Origin of the sequence: Granulibacter bethesdensis (genome assembly GCF_001889545.1) — a bacterium.
Lineage (GTDB): Bacteria > Pseudomonadota > Alphaproteobacteria > Acetobacterales > Acetobacteraceae > Granulibacter > Granulibacter bethesdensis_B.
The window spans coordinates 2,057,501-2,075,193 of record NZ_CP018194.1; the positions used below are offsets into that span (position 1 = coordinate 2,057,501).

At 59.2% G+C, this 17,693-nt stretch carries 19 protein-coding genes and 1 other RNA gene (1 of these 20 cut by a window edge); 10 read left to right on the top strand and 10 right to left on the bottom strand.

What is annotated here, in order from left to right:
* Window positions 1-1,191: the 5' portion of an ATP-dependent chaperone ClpB gene (gene clpB / locus GbCGDNIH8_RS09385; protein ID WP_072572968.1), read on the bottom strand. The gene continues 1,401 nt to the left of window position 1, outside the view; only the first 1,191 of its 2,592 coding nucleotides appear in the window; the start codon lies at window positions 1,189-1,191; its stop codon lies beyond the left edge, outside the window.
* Between the two features lie 416 nt (window positions 1,192-1,607).
* Between clpB and GbCGDNIH8_RS09390 the strand changes: the two genes are divergently transcribed.
* Window positions 1,608-1,859 carry a hypothetical protein gene (locus GbCGDNIH8_RS09390; RefSeq protein ID WP_072572969.1) on the top strand — a complete coding sequence of 84 codons (252 nt, stop codon included), beginning with the start codon at window positions 1,608-1,610 and terminating at the stop codon, window positions 1,857-1,859.
* On the opposite strand, the gene greB is transcribed toward GbCGDNIH8_RS09390, so the two are convergent.
* The 5 genes from greB to ssrA form a co-directional block, all read right to left on the bottom strand.
* Complete coding sequence (greB, locus tag GbCGDNIH8_RS09395; RefSeq protein ID WP_072572970.1) at window positions 1,841-2,308, bottom strand: transcription elongation factor GreB; 468 nt, start codon at window positions 2,306-2,308, stop codon at window positions 1,841-1,843. The two genes, GbCGDNIH8_RS09390 and greB, sit on opposite strands and share 19 nt — an antisense overlap.
* A 48-nt stretch (window positions 2,309-2,356) precedes the next feature.
* Entirely contained in the window at window positions 2,357-2,965 is a 609-nt protein-coding gene (locus GbCGDNIH8_RS09400) for a DNA-3-methyladenine glycosylase (RefSeq protein WP_253736006.1), read from the bottom strand.
* Between the two features lie 10 nt (window positions 2,966-2,975).
* Entirely contained in the window at window positions 2,976-4,628 is a 1,653-nt protein-coding gene (locus GbCGDNIH8_RS09405) for a fumarate hydratase (RefSeq protein WP_072572972.1), read from the bottom strand.
* Between the two features lie 57 nt (window positions 4,629-4,685).
* Entirely contained in the window at window positions 4,686-5,279 is a 594-nt protein-coding gene (locus tag GbCGDNIH8_RS09410; RefSeq protein ID WP_072572973.1) for an SspB family protein, read from the bottom strand.
* Between the two features lie 113 nt (window positions 5,280-5,392).
* Window positions 5,393-5,706: a transfer-messenger RNA gene (gene ssrA / locus GbCGDNIH8_RS09415) on the bottom strand.
* A 60-nt stretch (window positions 5,707-5,766) separates the two neighbouring features.
* Between ssrA and thyX the strand changes: the two genes are divergently transcribed.
* The gene (gene thyX / locus GbCGDNIH8_RS09420; RefSeq protein WP_072572974.1) at window positions 5,767-6,699 is read left to right on the top strand and encodes an FAD-dependent thymidylate synthase; all 933 of its coding nucleotides are present in this window, start codon (window positions 5,767-5,769) and stop codon (window positions 6,697-6,699) included.
* 24 nt (window positions 6,700-6,723) lie between these two features.
* On the top strand, window positions 6,724-7,635 hold the full coding sequence (locus tag GbCGDNIH8_RS09425; RefSeq protein WP_072572975.1) for a ribokinase: 912 nt from the start codon (window positions 6,724-6,726) through the stop codon (window positions 7,633-7,635).
* Here GbCGDNIH8_RS09425 and GbCGDNIH8_RS09430 read toward each other — a convergent pair.
* Together GbCGDNIH8_RS09430 and GbCGDNIH8_RS09435 are read right to left on the bottom strand one after the other, a co-directional pair.
* Entirely contained in the window at window positions 7,616-8,386 is a 771-nt protein-coding gene (locus GbCGDNIH8_RS09430; RefSeq protein ID WP_072572976.1) for an N-formylglutamate amidohydrolase, read from the bottom strand. The genes GbCGDNIH8_RS09425 and GbCGDNIH8_RS09430 overlap by 20 nt on opposite strands.
* Window positions 8,387-8,424: 38 nt before the next feature.
* Entirely contained in the window at window positions 8,425-9,663 is a 1,239-nt protein-coding gene (locus tag GbCGDNIH8_RS09435) for an ABC transporter substrate-binding protein (protein WP_072572977.1), read from the bottom strand.
* Window positions 9,664-9,978: 315 nt separating this feature from the next.
* On the opposite strand from GbCGDNIH8_RS09435, the gene GbCGDNIH8_RS09440 reads away from it, so the two are divergent.
* From GbCGDNIH8_RS09440 to GbCGDNIH8_RS09450, 3 genes are read left to right on the top strand one after another with little or no spacing between them, the layout of a single operon-like run.
* On the top strand, window positions 9,979-10,248 hold the full coding sequence (locus GbCGDNIH8_RS09440) for a hypothetical protein (RefSeq protein ID WP_072572978.1): 270 nt from the start codon (window positions 9,979-9,981) through the stop codon (window positions 10,246-10,248).
* A gap of 15 nt (window positions 10,249-10,263) precedes the next feature.
* Entirely contained in the window at window positions 10,264-10,707 is a 444-nt protein-coding gene (locus GbCGDNIH8_RS09445) for a hypothetical protein (RefSeq protein ID WP_072572979.1), read from the top strand.
* Complete coding sequence (locus tag GbCGDNIH8_RS09450; protein WP_157692615.1) at window positions 10,689-11,738, top strand: enoyl-CoA hydratase/isomerase family protein; 1,050 nt, start codon at window positions 10,689-10,691, stop codon at window positions 11,736-11,738. The genes GbCGDNIH8_RS09445 and GbCGDNIH8_RS09450 overlap by 19 nt, the downstream gene beginning before the upstream one ends.
* Here the strand turns inward: GbCGDNIH8_RS09450 and GbCGDNIH8_RS09455 are convergent.
* Window positions 11,717-12,691 (bottom strand): cation diffusion facilitator family transporter, encoded by a 975-nt coding sequence (locus GbCGDNIH8_RS09455; RefSeq protein ID WP_408874899.1) that lies wholly within the window; start codon window positions 12,689-12,691, stop codon window positions 11,717-11,719. The two genes, GbCGDNIH8_RS09450 and GbCGDNIH8_RS09455, sit on opposite strands and share 22 nt — an antisense overlap.
* A gap of 72 nt (window positions 12,692-12,763) precedes the next feature.
* Window positions 12,764-13,957 (bottom strand): lytic transglycosylase domain-containing protein, encoded by a 1,194-nt coding sequence (locus GbCGDNIH8_RS09460; RefSeq protein ID WP_081368943.1) that lies wholly within the window; start codon window positions 13,955-13,957, stop codon window positions 12,764-12,766.
* A gap of 428 nt (window positions 13,958-14,385) precedes the next feature.
* On the opposite strand from GbCGDNIH8_RS09460, the gene GbCGDNIH8_RS09465 reads away from it, so the two are divergent.
* From GbCGDNIH8_RS09465 to GbCGDNIH8_RS09480, 4 genes are all read left to right on the top strand, one after another.
* The gene (locus GbCGDNIH8_RS09465) at window positions 14,386-15,216 is read left to right on the top strand and encodes an ABC transporter permease (protein WP_253736007.1); all 831 of its coding nucleotides are present in this window, start codon (window positions 14,386-14,388) and stop codon (window positions 15,214-15,216) included.
* A gap of 5 nt (window positions 15,217-15,221) precedes the next feature.
* On the top strand, window positions 15,222-16,007 hold the full coding sequence (locus GbCGDNIH8_RS09470; RefSeq protein ID WP_072573779.1) for an ABC transporter ATP-binding protein: 786 nt from the start codon (window positions 15,222-15,224) through the stop codon (window positions 16,005-16,007).
* A 34-nt stretch (window positions 16,008-16,041) separates the two neighbouring features.
* Window positions 16,042-16,665, top strand: coding sequence for a hypothetical protein (locus GbCGDNIH8_RS09475; protein WP_072572982.1), 624 nt, complete (start codon window positions 16,042-16,044; stop codon window positions 16,663-16,665).
* A gap of 206 nt (window positions 16,666-16,871) precedes the next feature.
* Entirely contained in the window at window positions 16,872-17,624 is a 753-nt protein-coding gene (locus tag GbCGDNIH8_RS09480; RefSeq protein ID WP_157692616.1) for an acid phosphatase, read from the top strand.
* The last annotated feature ends 69 nt before the right edge of the window (window positions 17,625-17,693 follow it).

The following is a 17,693-nucleotide window of genomic DNA, read 5'->3' on the forward strand; positions in this document are numbered from 1 at the left end:
CTCGTCTACCAGATCGATTGCCTTATCCGGCAGGAAACGATCCGTAATGTAGCGGTTGGACAAAGTGGCCGCCGCAATCAGGGCAGAGTCCGTGATCCGCACACCGTGGTGCAGTTCATACTTCTCCTTGATCCCGCGCAGAATCGAGATCGTGTCCTCAACGCTCGGCTCCTCCACATAGACAGGCTGGAAGCGGCGGGCGAGAGCGGCATCTTTTTCCACATGCTTGCGATACTCATCAAGCGTGGTTGCGCCAATGCAGTGCAGTGCGCCACGGGCCAGTTCCGGTTTCAACAGATTGGACGCATCCATCGCCCCATCCGCCTTGCCGGCTCCGACCAGGGTGTGCATCTCGTCGATGAACAGGATCACTTCGCCGTTCGCAGACTCAATCTCCTTCAGGACCGCCTTCAGCCGTTCCTCGAATTCACCACGGAACTTGGCGCCAGCCACCATCGCACCAAGATCGAGCGCCAGCAGCTTCTTATTGCGCAGCGCTTCCGGCACGTCGCCATTGACGATGCGCAGGGCCAGCCCTTCTACGATCGCGGTTTTGCCGACACCGGGCTCGCCAATCAGGACAGGATTGTTCTTGGTGCGCCGGGCCAGCACCTGCACCGTACGACGGATTTCCTCGTCACGACCGATGACCGGATCCAGCTTTCCATCCCGCGCCTGCTGCGTCACGTCGCGCGCATATTTCTTGAGCGCGTCAAACGTGGCCTCTGCGTTCTGGCTGGAGACGGTACGGCCCTTGCGGAGTTCACCGATAGCGCGTTCAAGCGCCAAAGGAGTGACTTTTGCTTCTTTCAGAATACGTGAGGCGGGGCCATCCGCCAGGGCGAGCCCCTGCAACAGGCGGTCCTGGGCCACGTAGTCGTCACCCGCCTTCTTCGCCGCCTGCTCGGCTGCATCCAGCGCACGAATCAGATCCGGAGTTGCCTGCGGCTGCCCGGCCCCTCCACCCTGCACTTTCGGCACACGGGCGATTTCAGCCTCCACGGCGCGGCGCGCTTCATCGGGATTACCCCCGGCAGCCCGCACGAGACCAGCCGCAGCACCTTCCTCATCATCCAGCAATGCTTTCAGAAGGTGCTCGGTGCCAAGACGCTGGTGAAATTCCCGCGTTGCAATGGTCTGGGCAGCTTGCAGAAAGCCACGCGACCGCTCGGTAAATTTCTCGATGTCCATAATTTCTATGTCCCTATGCATTCAGGCGACTACGAGACCGACCCCTCAAAAGGCAGCCAGGCCTCCTTGTATCGTCTGTGATATGGCAAAAAAAATCGCCGTCTCAAGAGGGACACCCTCTCCGGCCATATGACAGATAGGAAATTTCTATCTTTAGCAAAACCGCAACATTTGTTTGTGAGATTTTTATGGTGATAGTTTCATTTAAGATTTTTGTCTCAAAAAATAAACCAAACAATATAAAATAACGTCTATAAAATAGGTAATTAATTTTAAAGTAGATGTATTCGCCTATTTATTCTGATATAAATAACCACTGCGAAACAATCTGTTTTCTCTTGCATTTCTGTGCCAGCAACCATCATATTCACGTGATTATGATGTTGCACTTGGCAAGAAATTTATAAGAGCCATCTATGACCCTCACAAATTCTCCCAGCCAGTTCCAGCATTACGCAAATGATCTGGATCAGATTGTTGCCAAGGCTCACGAGGATGGTAACCCCGATATAGCCTGCATGGTTTCTTCAATGGCCGATGCAATCAGGGCGATGCAGGCGATACAGGATAATACGCCGGAATGGGGCCAGCATGACATGGATATGACGCATGTCGTTCCCTTTCCTCTGACCGGGTCCAGCCCGAAACATCACGCCAACGGGCAGTAAGCTACATCGAGGACGTCCAGAACTTCAGCCTTGACCGGGGTGATGACTGTTACTTCATCACCTTTGCTTGCTCCCAGCAGTGCTTTTGCAACCGGCGAAAGCAGACTGATGCGCCCTAACGACATATCAGCCTCATCGGCGCCTACGATTGTTACCTGCACCGTTTCATCTGCTTCATTGATATAAGTGACCGTCGCGCCGAAATAGATGCGGTCCTTATGCGGCTGTGTTGCCGGATCGATCACCACCGCATTCTCCAGACGTTTGGTCAGAAATCTGACCCTCCGGTCGATCTCGCGCAGACGTTTTTTACCATACAGATAATCACCGTTTTCCGAGCGGTCTCCATTACCTGCCGCCCAGGAAACGATCTCGACGATTTTGGGTCGCTCTTCCCGCATCAGCTGTTTCAATTCAGCGACCATCTGCGCATGCCCCACCGGTGTCATATAGAAAGAACCGTCCGATGAGGGCTTCGGTGGTGTAGTCACAGGATATTACTTTCCGGCTTCATGTGTGATGAGGCGAGCGGAGCGGCTTCCGCTCACGAAAACCGATTCCGCCTGATAAAACCGCCATGGCGTTCCGGTGGCCCGTGTGATGCCAATACGTGGACCTGCCGCAATCAGGCTGGATGCTGCTCCGGTCTCATGACGGGGCTGAAGATCGAAGGGCAGCCTGCTCAGGGACAGGCCATCCATCCCACCCGTAATCCCGAGCGCCTGGCACAACCGCCCTGGCCCACGGCACAGATCTCTTACCCGGCTAGTGCCGCGGCGCAGTTGCATAGCCTTCAGACCATACAACGGATGCAACGCCCGGACCAGGACCGCTCCACCGGGAACAGGCCCGCACACGATGTTGAAGCACCAGTGAATGCCGTAGGAACGATATATATAAGCATGTCCAGGAAGCCCGAACATGGACGCATTGCGACGGGTGGGGCCAGAGAAACTGTGAGAGGCCGGATCATCCTGATCATACGCCTCCGTTTCCACGATGACGCCGCCGCAACCATCAACCAGCAAGGTCATTCCCAGCAGATCCCGGCCAATATCCGCCACCGGACGAGTCCAGAACCCGTCCGGTACACCGGTGGAGGTCACTGGTGATGAATCAGGACAGTCCTTCAAAGAAATCGTTGCCCTTGTCGTCGATCACGATAAAAGCCGGGAAATCCTCGACCTCGATCTTCCAGACCGCCTCCATGCCGAGTTCAGGATATTCCAGCACTTCGACCTTGCGGATACAGTCCTGCGCCAGACGGGCGGCCGGACCACCGACACTGCCGAGATAAAAACCACCATAGGTTTTGCAGGCATCCCGCACGGCTTTCGAGCGATTGCCTTTCGCCAGCATGACGAAACTGCCGCCCGCTTTCTGGAATGCATCGACATAGCTGTCCATACGTCCGGCTGTAGTCGGGCCGAAGCTGCCGGTTGGCATGCCATCCGGGGTTTTGGCCGGACCGGCATAATAGACCGGGTGATTTTTAATATACTCCGGCAGTCCTTCACCGCGTTCCAGTCGCTCGGCCAGTTTGGCATGGGCGATGTCACGCGCCACGACCACCGTTCCGGTCAGGGACAGACGGGTCTTGACCGGATGCTTCGACAGTTCGGCCCGAATTTCATCCATCGGACGGTTCAGATCAATGCGCACGACCTCGCCGCCCAGAATGGAGTCCGTCGCTTCCGGCAGGAAACGGGCCGGATCGGTTTCCAGCTGTTCGAGGAACACACCCTCCGGCGTGATTTTCGCCCGCACCTGACGGTCGGCCGAGCATGACACCCCGATTGCGATCGGCAGGCTGGCTCCATGACGCGGCAGCCTGACCACCCGCACATCATGACAGAAGTACTTACCGCCGAACTGCGCCCCGATCCCGATGGAACGGGTCAGTTCCAGCACCTGCTGTTCCAGTTCCAGATCACGGAAGGCATGGCCGGTCATATCCCCCTGCGTCGGCAGGGTGTCGAGCCATTTGGTGGAAGCCAGCTTCACCGTTTTCAGTGTGGTCTCCGCACTGGTACCACCGATCACGATTGCCAGATGGTAGGGCGGACAGGCCGATGTGCCGAGCGTCCTGACCTTCGCTTCCAGAAACGGCAGCAGTTTTTCGGGGCTGAGCACCGCGCGCGTTTCCTGAAAGAGGAACGTCTTGTTCGCGGAGCCCCCCCCCTTGGCGACGAACATCAGCTGGAACTCATCCGCATGATGCCCACCCGGCACGGCGAGAATATCGAACTGAACCGGCAGGTTGTTCCCGGTGTTCTTTTCCTCATACATCGTCAGCGGCGCCATCTGGGAGTAGCGCAGATTGGTCTCGGTATAGGTGCGATGCACACCAAGGGAGAGAGCCTCCTCCTCATCGCCCTCGACCCAGACATGCTGGCCTTTCTTGCCGAACACGATGGCAGTGCCGGTATCCTGACACATCGGGAGAATTCCACCAGCCGCAATATTCGCGTTCTTCAGCAGATCGAGTGCCACGAACCGGTCGTTGGCACTGGCCTCGGGATCGTCGAGAATTCGGCGCAATTGGGCCAGATGGGCCGGGCGCAGCAAATGCGCAACATCGTGGAATGCCGTGCGGGCCAATTCAGTCAGGGTTTCAGGCGCAATATGCAGGATACGCTGCCCTTCATGCTCCGATACACGGACGCCGCCAAAATCCAGTTTACGCCATACGGTCTCGTCATGCGTCAGCGGAAACATCGGGCTGTAGGCAAAACCCGGGAAAGCAGCGTTCGGGGTGTGGGCATCCATGATCGGGGAAAGTCCTGACGCTCAAGAAAAAAGGGAGGGAGGAAAGAAAATACCGCTTCAGTCCTTGCGGCGGCGAAAAGCATCCAGACTCACGACCTGCGGCGTGCTTTGTGTCGATGTGCTGTCCTCATTCTCCTGCTCCACTGCGGAAGTGACAGGGGAAGCAGTGGAAGAAGTGGCAACAGAGCCGGGGAAGGTTGCAAGCCTACCGCTTTCGGATCCGTCTTCAGCATCGTCTTCAGGTGTATTCTGGCCTGTGTTTTCATCACCTTGCTCATCGGCGTGGAAACGAAGGCCAATCCCGACATGCGGATCCGCAAAGCCCAGCAGCGCGGCAAAGGGGATGCGCAGCGTACTGGCCACACCGCCAAAGGACAGGCCGACGCTGAAACTGTCCGGGCCGACCGCCAGATCCCAGAACTGATGCTGAAGCACGATGGTCATTTCGTGCGGATACTGCGCCTTCAGCCGGGAGGGGATGGAGACGCCAAAATAATCCGTGCGGAAAGTGATATAGAAATGATGGCCCTCCGGCATGCCATCATTGGCGACATGCTCCAGTGCGCGGGCGACAACCTGCCTCAGCGCCTGTTCGGTCCATTCATCATAGGGGAGCTGGCTCTCCGGCCGCTGTTCCGTGGTATCGGTCATGTCAAAGGTCACCTCAACGCGTTGCCCTGCAATAGCGTGACTCGTCACGCGATGGAAGCAAAGGAACGGTGGAAGAATGCCACAGCCATCCCGGCAGATCATTTAAAGCTGGCAGTGGGGGGCTTCTGTTGCCCGGTGCCCCCCGAACCGCGCTTATCGCTTATGCAGCGACAGCGAGCGCCTCATGATTGTCATTGGCACTTGTGATATGGCCCGATAACGGCGGAACCATGCCGGGCAAAAAGCGAGTCTTTACCGCGCGCGTCGAGCCTGTTTCGCCCCCATGAACCCCGCAGGACGGAGTTTGATGGTGGAGGCGCCGGGTACCGCCCCCGGGTCCACTACGCTTATTCCACTCGCCGTTTATCACCATAGTCAGCGAACTGACGACTTATATATAAAGTATACCTGCCTGCTTTGGTAGAGGGATGCATCAAATTGGCATCATCCCCTCCCCGGGCGGCAGGGGGCATGTTAGTGGAAAGCCATGACACTCAGCATCGAACAGCAGGCGGATATTGAAGCCGCCCGTGCCCAGTCAACCGCCACGCGGCGTGCGACCGTCCCTGCGCTGGAGAATATGCTGTATGAAGCCGTACCGGTGCTGGATCACGGCTTTGTCCGTGTGATCGACTATATGGGGGATGACGCCGCCATCGTGCAGGCGGCTCGCGTCTCCTACGGCAAGGGCACCCGCCATGTGACCGAGGATGCCGGGCTGATCCGCTATCTGATGCGCCACCGGCACTCCACCCCGTTCGAGATGTGCGAGATCAAATATCACATCAAACTGCCGATTTTCGTGGCCCGGCAGTGGATTCGTCATCGCACTGCCAATGTGAACGAATATTCGGCCCGCTACTCGGTGATGGATCGGGAATTCTATATCCCCGCGCCCGAGCATCTGGCAGCACAATCCGTCAGCAACCGGCAGGGACGGGGTGATGTGCTTCAGGGGGAAGAAGCCGCGACGGTACTGCGTCTGCTGCGCGAGGATGCGGAGACCTGCCACACCCATTACCTCGCCATGCTGAACGAGAACGGCGCCGATCCGGACCGGCAGGGGCTGGCGCGGGAGCTGGCGCGCATGAACCTGACCCTGAACACCTACACCCAGTGGTACTGGAAAACCGACCTGCACAATCTGCTGCATTTCCTGTCCCTGCGCGCCGATCCGCATGCGCAGTACGAGATCCGCGTCTATGCGGACGCCATGATACGCAGCGTGGAGGCTTGGGTGCCGCTGGCCATGGCCGCATTCCGCGAATACCGTCTGGGTGCCTTCACCTTCTCTGCCGCCATGCTCGCCGTCCTGCGCAGACGGTTGAGCGGCGAGGCCGTCAGTCAGGAAAACAGCGGACTGAGTCGACGGGAATGGCAGGATATGGAAGCCGCTCTCTCCGCTCAGGCAACACTGTAACGGTCCCGGGACCGCGGGGTGTGAATGATTGTCTTCGGTTCCATCAATCTTGACCTGCTATTGTCTGTTCCTTCCCTGCCGGAGCCGGGGCAAACCCTGCTTGCCCTGAACAGCCACCATGCTCCGGGCGGCAAAGGTGCCAATCAAGCCGTAGCTGCGGCGCGGGATGGTGCCAGCGTGCGGATGATCGGGGCCGTTGGTGACGATGGTTTTGCCGAGGCTGCACTATACGGACTGCAACAGGCGGGAGTTGATCTCGGCGCAGTGCGACAGGTGCAGGACAGAACCGGCCTGGCCTCCATCTGCATTGACCATGAAGGACGCAACCACATCGTCGTTGCACCCGGCGCCAATCGCGCCGTGCGGGCGGCGTGGATTGAAGAAAACTGGCTGCTCGCCGGCACTGTGCTGGTCACGCAGATGGAGGTTCCACCTGACGAAACAGCTTCCTGCCTGCATCGTGCGAAGCAGGCCGGTATGCTGACTGTGCTGAACCTTGCCCCCGCTGCTCCCTTGCCGCTGGAAACAATGCGAGAGGTGGATATTCTGGTCATCAATGAAGATGAGGCCGCATGGCTGGCCCGTCATCTCCAGACCAATAACAGCGTCACTTCCCTTCATGCCTTGCTCGGCAGCACCGTGATCAAGACACTGGGCGCTGACGGCGTCCATATCGCTGATGCGGAAGGAACAACATCCCTGCCTGCTTTTCCAGTCTCCGCCATCGATACGACCGGTGCGGGAGATTGCTTCGTCGGGGTACTTGCCGCGGCACTGGAACAGGGCGCATCCACCATAGAAGCCGCCCGACGCGCCATCATCGCCAGCGCGCTCTGCTGTACCCGGCCCGGCGCACAGACAGCCTCACCGACGCAGCATGAAATTGAAGCGGCGTGTGGTAAGCGACAGGAGCAAATTACCCAATCAGACGGCTGATACCGATGCGCAGCAGACGCGCCATACGCTCCGCCCATTCCGCCTGACCTGCCGCATCGGCGATCAGATCCTGACGGATTTCCATCTCCAGATAGGGCAAGCCGCGACGCTCGGCATGGAAGGGCACCGTATAATCCGTCTCGTCACTCACGCTGTAAGGGGCGTTATCCCCCACCACCAGCCCGTTCTCCGCACGGAGCAGGTCCAGCATGATATGCGGCAACGCCGTATGGTGATTATACAGAACGCCTGCCTGCATCTCCCTCACCTCGCCTTTGTAAACCGGTGTGAAGCTGTGCATGGCCACCAGAACCGTGGGACGTCCGACCCGGCGATCCAGCTCGGCGGCAATACGGGCGTGATACGGAGCATAAATTTCCGCCCGACGCGCTTCACGCGCTGCCTCATCAAGCCCTGCGTTACCGGGAATCCAGGTGTCTTCGCTGATCTCCGGAATGGCGCTCGGCACATGCAGCGGGCGGTTGCAGTCGATCACCAGCCGGGAATAACGCTGCATGATGCAGGTTGCATCCAGATGCTGCGACAAAGCCTCACTCACGCCTGCAATGCCGATATCCCAGGCGATATGCCGGTCCAGCTCCGTCGGAGGCAATCCCAGCAGGCCCAGATGACGGGGAATGGCCCGGCCTGCATGATCCACCACCAGCAGAATATCCGTTTTGGCCTCCGGTCGCAGCACAATGACCGGTGCCGCATCCTCGGGGGCCTGCAACAGGCTGTTATGCGCCATCCGCCCTGTTCCTTCCGTCGCCACGCCCTGCCAGGGTCTTATTTCATCAACTGGTTGAAGCGCTCGTTCAGCATCGCACCATTTTTAGCCCAGAATGCGGCATCGATTTTCAGCCCCTTCTGCCAATGATTGTCCATTGTGGGCATCCAGCGGATGATCTGCGGCGACAACCCGGCCAGTGCCTCACGGGAAAAAGTGCCGAGGCCGGTTTGTCCGGCCATAGCCTGCTGGACCTCCTTCCCGGCCCATGCCCTCAGAAAATCCTGCACAATCGCCGGATTGGCCCCGGACGGAGCAGCCCACCAGCCGATCCGGTAGAGATTGCCGCTCCATTGCACACCATAGCGCAGGATCTTTCCCGTTGCCGTCGGAGCACCCGTTTCAGCGGCCCGGTCAGCAAGAAAAATCTGCTCCGCCGGCGCGCTTTCCATCAGTACCTGCCCGGATGCCATCAGATGCACAGCCTGCGCATCCGTCTCCCACCACACGATATAGGGACGGAGCTGAGCCAGCTTTCGGAAGGCGCGATCCTGACCGTCCTTGCCGGAAAGCACGTTATAGACATCGCCCGGCGATACCCCATCAGCCATCAGGGCAATTTCCAGATTGCCTTCCGCCCCACGATGCAAGCCGCGCTTGCCGGGATATTTGGCGATATCCCAGAAATCTGCCCAGCCTTCCACGGATTGGAATTTGGACACATCCCAGACCAGAACCATACTGCGCATCCATGCGCCCAGCCCGCATTTGCCCTGCCCCTGCGGCAACCAGTCCATACCTGCTGAGGCCGATTTGTGCGGCACAGGATTACGCTGCGCATTGCCTGCTGTGGCAGATGGCTTCGCATTGTCAGGGGATATCGGCGAAACTGGTGCGGGTGCGGCCTGGGTATTGCCCTGCCCCGCTTCTCCGGTCGAAGCATGATGAGGGTCGGAATTGTCCAGTACCTTGGCCAGCGGCAGTACCAGACCATGCTCACAGGCAGCATCCAGGGCTGCTTCCGGCCATTCGAGCACGCTGTCAGCCTGCCCATCCAGATGACCGAGTGCATCAACGTCACCATTCCACTGGAAGAAACGAAGCTTCAGATGCGTCCGTGCTTCCAGATCGGCCAGCATGTTTTTGCGCAGGAAATCCTGATTGACCCCCGGCAGAAAACCTACTCCCAGAACAGAAGGCGACGTATCCTGCTTCTCCTGCGCCCCTGCCCCGGAAGCGACAAGGGTCATGATCACGGCGACACCAGCCGCGATAATGCCAGCAAACCGACATTTCATCCGATAGGGTATCCGTCCAAAAACACGCGCGGCTGGCCTCTTTCTGTTATCAGGCAGGCAGGGTTATTGCGGGCACGATCACTCATTCCCGGATGCTTCTACACAGGCAGACTGCCGAAAGGGAGAGGAGAAGCATAGATGCGTTCATTCCGGCACCCAACCACCTGAGCGCTCATGAAGCAACCGCCCATGAGGACGTCGCGTTAAAAGAGACAACAGGCCCCGCAGGAAGGTCCTCCGCCTATGATCCCCAACGATCTCGTGCGGTATGATTTTTGTGCAGGGTCACGCATGACGCACCCAGGAGATAACCTTATGGCGCTATTCCGTCGCTCCCGTCCCTCTGCCGATGATGCCCGGGAGCAGATTTTGCGCCTGCGTGAGCAGGTGGAGGCGCTGTTGAACGACCGCGTTACTCCGGCCCTGGCCGATGCAGCCGGTCGGGCCGAAAGCGCCGCACGGAATGCACAACGTTACACGCGTGAGCATTCCAGCGTGATTTGTAACCACGTCAAGGAAAGACCTTTGGTCGCCTTACTTGCAGCCGGCGCCACAGGATGGCTGATTGGCCGTATTTTCCGCTGATACGGGACTCGATTCATGCGCACCCTTCGCCTCGCACGTACCGCCCTTGAGGCGGAGGGACTGATCCTCAAACGGCAGGCATGGCAGGTTGCCCTGAGGGTGATCTTCCTGGCCATTGCCCTGCTGTTTCTGGGGGCATCACTGGTGATGCTGCACCTTGTGCTTTATCTCGCCTTGCAACCTCATGTCCCGCCGATCGGTGCTGCGGGCATCCTGCTGGGCGGCGATCTGTTCTTCGTGCTGATTTTCGCTCTGCTGGCGCTGAAAGGCTCACCTGATCCGATTGCCCATGAAGCAAGGATGGTGCGCGATCAGGCGCGGGCGGAACTCGCTGGTATCTTCACGACTGCGGCTACGCTCGCCCCACTGGCGAAACGATTTGGGCTGACAGGCATTCTCGGGGCCTTGCTGACCGGTGCCATCGCCAATATCGTTGCCTTGTGGAACAAGAAAACCTGATTTCCCCCGTCCAGACCGTTACAATCCGGCAAACCGGCCTGACCGGCTGGATCACGCTCGACCGTCCCTCGGCGCTCAATGCGCTGAATGGGGAGATGATACGCGCCATTCAGCAGACTCTGGACCGCTGGCGCGATGACCCAGCCGTCACCGCCATCATATTGCAGGGCATGGGGCGTGCTTTCTGTGCCGGAGCCGACGTGCGCCGTCTGCGGGAGGCCGTGCTGGCCGACGATATGGACTTCGTGGAAACATTTTTCCGCGATGAGTATACGCTTGATTATACCATTGCGACCTATCCGAAGCCGATTCTCGCCCTGATCGACGGACTATGTGTCGGTGGCGGCATGGGGCTGGCGATGCATTCCCATATTCTGGTTGCGACCCGCGCTGCCTCCTTCGGCATGCCGGAAACAGCAATCGGCCTGTTTCCCGATGTCGGCGCCAGCCAGGTACTGCCTCAACTGCGAGGCCGGACCGGACTTTACATGGCACTGACCGGACGCCCCATCCCCGCCGGGATGGCCCATGCTGCCGGACTTCTTACTCATCTCTGGCCCGGAGAAATGTCCGAGCTGGTTGCCGGTCTGGAAAGGCACGGTCTGGCCGCGCTGGTGGAAACCGATCTTCCCGTCCCTTCCTCCGCCTTTGACCATGTTTTCTCACTGATCGACACTTGCTTCTCCGGCGCATCGCTCACCGATATTCTCGGCGCACTTGCCAGCGAGACAAGCCAGTGGGGGCAGGAAACACTTGCCGCCCTGCGCGAGAAATCACCCGCTGCGCTGTGCTGGACCTTCGAGATGATGCGGACCGGTCAGCACCTGACCCTTCAACAAGCCCTGAACCGCGATCTGGCCATGGCCATGACCGTCACCAGACTGCCTGATTTTGCGGAGGGTATTCGTGCCCTGCTGGTAGACAAGGACCGCACGCCCCGCTGGCAGGATGCGCGGGTCGAGGATGTCGATCCCGCCATGATCGCCAGCGTGTTGCAGTCCGCTGCATCCTATCCGGGCACATTTTGCTGATCAAAGGCGCGGTGGCTCTCGAAGCCCTGCGCCTCAACGAAGACCCGCCTGACTTCGGGATAGCTGCTTCTGATACGCTGCTCGATCCGGGAAACGGCGGCTTCAACGGCCCCGGCGCTGCGCTGGTTCTCGAAATCCATGCTGATCGCCACCAGAACCTCGGACGGGCCAAAATGCATGGTCAGGATTTCATTGGCACAGACCACACCTGGTTCTGACGCCACAATCCGGCGAATGTGCTCCCGCACTGCTTGCGGCGCAGACTCGCCGATCAGCAGAGAGCGACTTTCACGAGCCAGAAACATCGCCGTAACCGCCAATATGCCGCCAATCACCAGCGAGGCCATGGCATCGAAAGCCGGCCGATGCAGCCATTGCGCCAGCCCCAGCCCGACTCCCGCCGTCAACAGGCCGAGCAATGCGGCGGTATCCTCAAACAGGACAGTGAACACGGTCGGATCTTTGCTGGCCTGTGCTGCCTCCAGCACACCAAGCCTGCCCTTCTGACGGAGGAAAGCACGCATCGCCAGCAGCCAGACAATGCCCTCGAACACAAAGCTCCCACCCAGCACGAGGTAATTCGGCCAGACATTGGTGACAGAAACGGGGTGACGCAGCTTTTCGATCCCCTCGAAGATCGAAACACCTGCGCCAAGACCGAAAATCAGCACCGCGACCATGAAGCTCCAGAAATAAAGCTCCAGCCCATGACCAAACGGGTGCTCGGGCGTGGCGGGACGGGCCGCACATCTCATGCCCCACAGCATCAGCAGTTGATTGCCAGTATCAACCAGCGAATGCACCGCCTCACTCAGCATTGCGGAAGAACCGGTGGAAGCCGCCGCTGCGAATTTCATGACGGCGATCGCGAAATTGCCGCCCAGTGCGGCAAAAACGACGAGACGGGAAGAAGAAGCGGATGCCATCCCGCCACTATGATGATCATCTGCCATCCTGCAAACGGGCAGATATAGAAAAAGGCAGCCCGGAAGCTGCCTTTTTAAATCAGATCTCGAAAATCAGGATCAGGACTGGGCGTCCGGAGACAACACGATGCAGCCGCCTTTACCATGATTGATCTTGCTGCATGCAGCCTGAGCGGATTCCCGTGACATGCCAGTCAGGCGCGCCCGATACAGGGTTGCCCCGCGCTGCCTGACGGTGCCGACAGCCGTATGCCCATGCGTCACAGAGGCTTTGGCATTGGCCGCCGCTGCCTTGGCGAGATGCGGGCTGTTATAGGCTCCCACCTGAATAGCCCATCCACCGCCCCCGACCCCGCGAGTCTGAATGGGAGACGCTTCCGCCTTGTTGATCAGGCTGAAGCCGCCCCGACGCGAAGCGGAAGTCGCTGATGCCAGCTGAACACGCGCGGCAACCGGGGCACCATGTCGACCATAGGAAGAAGAGCCATGGGTTGAAGTGGATGCCATACGAACCGTCCGCTCCCGCCCATGCGTGGCGGCAGAGCGGGATCGCCCATGCCTGGAAGAGGAGGATTGATCCAGCGCCGCATAGGCACGAGGGCTGGAGAAATGGCTTCCCCCTGTGGTCAGCTGGTCATAGCTGAGCGTGGTAGAAGCCAGCTGCTCGGCCGGAGAACGACTGATCGGATAGAGACCGTCAATATTCGGAGCAATTGAAGCCACATAACGGCGGGTTTCCTGCGGCAGGGAGCGACCGCTATTGACCAGGTCATCCACCCGGCCCGGCCCGGCATTGTAAGCCGCCAGAAAGGCCGGAGAACCATAGAGGTCATAAAGCTCCCTCAGATAGGCCGTTCCGGCGAGGATATTATTGTGGGGATCATACGCATCTTCACCGAGGCTATAGCGGACCTTCAGCTCATCATAAGTGCCCGGCATCACCTGCATCAGCCCCATCGCACCAACTGGCGAGGTCACCAGATCGCCGTTATGGAACAGACGGCCACCGGATTCGACCCGCATAACCTCCCTGACCCACCGCTCGGGAACGTCGAAACGCTGCGAAGCCTCGGAAATATAGGGGCCCCAGGGATCTTCTGCGGGGCCGGGGGCAGAATAATTACGGGATGCACGCGCCTGGTATTGCGCTGCCTCCTGACTTTCGTTCACTCTGCCACTATGATTGCCACAGGCTGTCATCAACGCCAGCAGGGCGACGCAGGCGAGTTTTCCGAAAGCAGGCCGGAACGCCTTGCGGCGGAGCGATGCTGAGGGGGGGTGGATATGATCCATCCGGCTGTTTCTCCGTCGTGACACAGCCACATGACACGCATGTGGCCGGAGGGCACGGCGACGCCCCTGACTGCAAGGCTGCCGTCGTTGATGTTCCCTTTCAGGAACGGCGTGTAAGTGCTTTATAGGCAGGCGATTTTGAACACAAGCCGATAATCAGGAAAATTGCATTTTCTTGACTTTCGAATGCTTTTTCATGCTCACTCGTGCATCCATGCAACGGCTTGCGCTTGTATCAACCGCCCATTCCGGGCTACTCGCCGCACGGATGCAGATGCGGTCCTGACAATGACGGCCCTGTGCCATCCTGGACATGCCGTGAATAGCGCTGACACCGCTGAGATAAGGTAGACATCTTGCCGGATCATCTTTCTTCCCCGGACCCCATGGTCCGGACCACGCAACCGCCTCATCAGGGACAGAGAAGCGTGCGTGAAACAGAATTTTTTGTCGAAAGCGGCAGCAGTTTCAGGGTGCGCAACCGCCTTGCCATGCAGGATATCGCCGACGGCCTGAAGCTGATGCGGCTTGGCTGCACGCTCGGGCTGCTGGATATCAAGGGACGCTATCGCGGCTCCATGCTGGGTCCGTTCTGGATGACCCTCTCCACCGCTGTGATGGTACTGGCGCTCGGGCTGCTGTATTCCCAGTTGCTCGGGCAGACCGTCGCCCAATTCCTGCCTTACCTGTCACTGTCACTGGTACTCTGGGGATTTCTCCAGAACCTCATTCAGGATGGTTGCGCTGTTTTTACCTCCTCGGAAGGCATGATCCGCGCCGTCCGCATGCCCTTTTTCGTCCATGCCACACGGTCCATCATCCGCAATCTGGTGATTGTGGCACATAACATGCTGGTCTTTATCGCCGTCTTTGCCTTTTTCAGAATTTGGCCGGGCGAGGCTGTGTTCGGTGCCATTCCGGCCCTGCTGCTCTGGTTGATCGATGGATACGCATTGACCATCACGATGGGGATTCTCTGCGCCCGTTTCCGTGACGTGCCGCCCATCGTCTCCAACCTCGTGCAGATCGGGTTCTATATCACCCCGATCATCTGGAAGCCGGAACAGCTTCTGTACGGTCGGGACTATCTGCCCCTGAACCCGTTTTACGCCTTGCTGGCCGTCCTGCGTGACCCCATTCTGGGGCTGACGCCCAGCTGGCAGGTATGGACCTCCGCCCTTGTCTACAGCACCCTGTTGTGCATCGGCAGCTGGTTCCTGTTCGCGCGCGTGCGCGGGCGTATCGCATTCTGGATCTGACCAACATGGCCTTTTTGGAAGCCCGCAATGTCGGAGTGGATTTTCCGCTCTATCATGGCAACGCCCGCAGCCTGAAACGGGCCGTGTTCAACGCGGCCTCGGCCGGACGGTTCGGGCAGGATGCCCGCAAGCGCACAGTCGTGCAGGCACTTCAGGATGTCAGCTTCTCGCTCCGTCCCGGTGACAGGCTGGGGCTGGTCGGCAGCAATGGCGCCGGCAAGACCACATTGCTGCGCGTGCTGGCCGGTATCTATGAGCCGACGACCGGCAGCGTGCGGGCCAGCGGCACCATCAACGCCCTGCTCGATACCACAATGGGCACCAATTCCGACCTCAGCGGCCACGACAATATCCGGTTGCGCGGCATGTATTCCGGCCTTTCCCGCGAGGAAATCACCGCGCTGGAAAAAGACGTCGAGACCTTTGCCGATCTGAAAGAGTTCATGCACCTGCCAATGCGGGTCTATTCCTCCGGCATGACAATCCGGCTGGCTTTTGGACTGGCCACCTCGATCAGACCACAGATCCTGCTGATGGATGAGTGGTTCTCGGCCGGGGATTTCAGCTTCATGAGCCGCGCCAAAGCCCGTATGGAGGGGTTGGTCAGAGACTCCGAAATCCTGGTCTTGTCGAGCCATTCCCATGACACGGTCGCAGAATGGTGTAACCGAGTGATCTGGATGGATCAGGGACGTATCGTGGCGGATGGTGCTCCGAAGGATGTGCTGGAAGCCTATCTCGGCCGTCCGCTGAAAGAGGCCGAGCGCGCCGACGCCTTTGTTCCATCGTAAGGGCATCATGATGCCATCACCACAGGCTCAGAGAATGCCAGGGATCATGCGACGCTGCCGTTCCGCACGACTTCTTCTGACGCTGCTGGCAATGGCCCCGACGCTCGCGCCTCTGGGTGCCTGCGCCGCCAATACCGGCCTGACCAATCTGAAGGCCATCACGCTGCGCGATGGCTCCAACACCGTGGTGCATTTCGTCCCGGACGGACGTGTCGGGCTGATTGTCGCCGCCCATAGCGGCAGTGCCCCTACCCGCAATGATGTTTTCGTCGTTCTCCTGCCTTCGCCCATGCCGGGAGAAGGCTGGAACATCGTTTCCATCAATGCCGGACCGACCCTGCGCGGTACCGGGCAGGCTGCGGTTCAGGACACGATTACCGCCGCCCAGGACGGTATTCCCGGCCTGCGCGCTGTTCGCTTTGCCCGTGGCAAAATGAACGGGATTCCCCAGACTTTCCTGCTCTCCGCCATGAAGGACGGGGACGGACGCAGCCCCGTCACACTGGAAATCTACCGGCTGAGCGAAGGTAACCGCACAGGCGGCGAACAATTCATACAGGTGCGGCAGTTCCGCTCCAGCCGCCGTTACTGCTCCGCCGTGGATGCATTGTCACGGGAATTCGGCCTGCCTTCCGACTCACCCGACAGCGCCTGCTGAACCAGCACAGCGGCCTGCTCCATCAGCCGATAACGACGCACAAGCTCTACCACCCCGAATAGAGTCAACCCGCCGCCGCCACGACCAGCAGGATCACCGGCACCGCACGTTGCGTCATGGCATTGTCGCCATCCATTCGTCACTCTTTCTGCTACAGAGATCATGCTGATTAAGGCATGCCCATCTCATACCGACCGGACGAAATCATGACGAGATATCCTACGCTGTGCCGCCACCTTCTGACAGTGACATTGCTGATAACCCCGGCCGTTTTTACGGCCTCCCTGCCTGCGGCTTATGCGGCAGAGGACGAAGCCGCCAGCACGGGATGGTATTTCCCGGCACAAGCCCTGCCGCTGGCAAAAGTACTGGCTCCGCCGCCTGCCCCCGGCTCCGCCGCGCAGGAGAAGGATCTGAAGACCGTACGCAAGGCTGAAGCTGCCCGCACACCGGAGTTGATCGCGGCCGTCAAGGCAGACGCTCATATCAGCGTCTATCGCTTCGCCGATGTCATGGGGCCGGGCTTCACGCCAGAGAACCTGCCGCTGGCCGACAAGATGTTCAGGCATATGTCCGACGATATCCGCATTGCCATCATGGATGCCAAGAAAGAGTTCAACCGCCCCCGCCCCTTCGTGGTGGATCCGAAAATCACCACCATCGTGCCGCAGCCACCCAACGCCTCCTATCCCAGCGGACACACGGCCTTCGCCTATGCCAATGCCATCGTGCTCGCCGCCATGGTGCCGGAGAAAGCCGCCGAGATTTTTGCCCGCGCTCATCTTTACGGGCTGCACCGCATCATGGGCGGAGTGCATTTTCCGACCGATGTCGAGGCAGGCAAAGTCTCCGGCAGCGTGATCGGCAGTAATTTCCTGCAATCTCCCCGGTTTCAGGCTGATTTCACTGCTGCCCGCAAGGAAGTGCGTCATGCGCTGGGCCTGCCTGAAACACCCTGATCCCATCCAGGACCCGACATGACAGAAGGGAGGACCGGCATGACCGATCCTCCCTTTTTTATCGACCGG

Coding starts and splice junctions, on each gene's coding strand:
- GbCGDNIH8_RS09390 (WP_072572969.1), top strand. CDS start 1,608: ATGACCCTCACAAATTCTCCCAGCCAGTTCCAGCATTACGCAAATGAT.
- greB (WP_072572970.1), bottom strand. CDS start 2,308: ATGACACCGGTGGGGCATGCGCAGATGGTCGCTGAATTGAAACAGCTG.
- GbCGDNIH8_RS09405 (WP_072572972.1), bottom strand. CDS start 4,628: ATGGATGCCCACACCCCGAACGCTGCTTTCCCGGGTTTTGCCTACAGC.
- GbCGDNIH8_RS09410 (WP_072572973.1), bottom strand. CDS start 5,279: ATGACCGATACCACGGAACAGCGGCCGGAGAGCCAGCTCCCCTATGAT.
- thyX (WP_072572974.1), top strand. CDS start 5,767: ATGACACTCAGCATCGAACAGCAGGCGGATATTGAAGCCGCCCGTGCC.
- GbCGDNIH8_RS09425 (WP_072572975.1), top strand. CDS start 6,724: ATGATTGTCTTCGGTTCCATCAATCTTGACCTGCTATTGTCTGTTCCT.
- GbCGDNIH8_RS09430 (WP_072572976.1), bottom strand. CDS start 8,386: ATGGCGCATAACAGCCTGTTGCAGGCCCCCGAGGATGCGGCACCGGTC.
- GbCGDNIH8_RS09435 (WP_072572977.1), bottom strand. CDS start 9,663: ATGAAATGTCGGTTTGCTGGCATTATCGCGGCTGGTGTCGCCGTGATC.
- GbCGDNIH8_RS09440 (WP_072572978.1), top strand. CDS start 9,979: ATGGCGCTATTCCGTCGCTCCCGTCCCTCTGCCGATGATGCCCGGGAG.
- GbCGDNIH8_RS09445 (WP_072572979.1), top strand. CDS start 10,264: ATGCGCACCCTTCGCCTCGCACGTACCGCCCTTGAGGCGGAGGGACTG.
- GbCGDNIH8_RS09455 (WP_408874899.1), bottom strand. CDS start 12,691: ATGGCAGATGATCATCATAGTGGCGGGATGGCATCCGCTTCTTCTTCC.
- GbCGDNIH8_RS09460 (WP_081368943.1), bottom strand. CDS start 13,957: ATGGATCATATCCACCCCCCCTCAGCATCGCTCCGCCGCAAGGCGTTC.
- GbCGDNIH8_RS09470 (WP_072573779.1), top strand. CDS start 15,222: ATGGCCTTTTTGGAAGCCCGCAATGTCGGAGTGGATTTTCCGCTCTAT.
- GbCGDNIH8_RS09475 (WP_072572982.1), top strand. CDS start 16,042: ATGCCAGGGATCATGCGACGCTGCCGTTCCGCACGACTTCTTCTGACG.
- GbCGDNIH8_RS09480 (WP_157692616.1), top strand. CDS start 16,872: ATGACGAGATATCCTACGCTGTGCCGCCACCTTCTGACAGTGACATTG.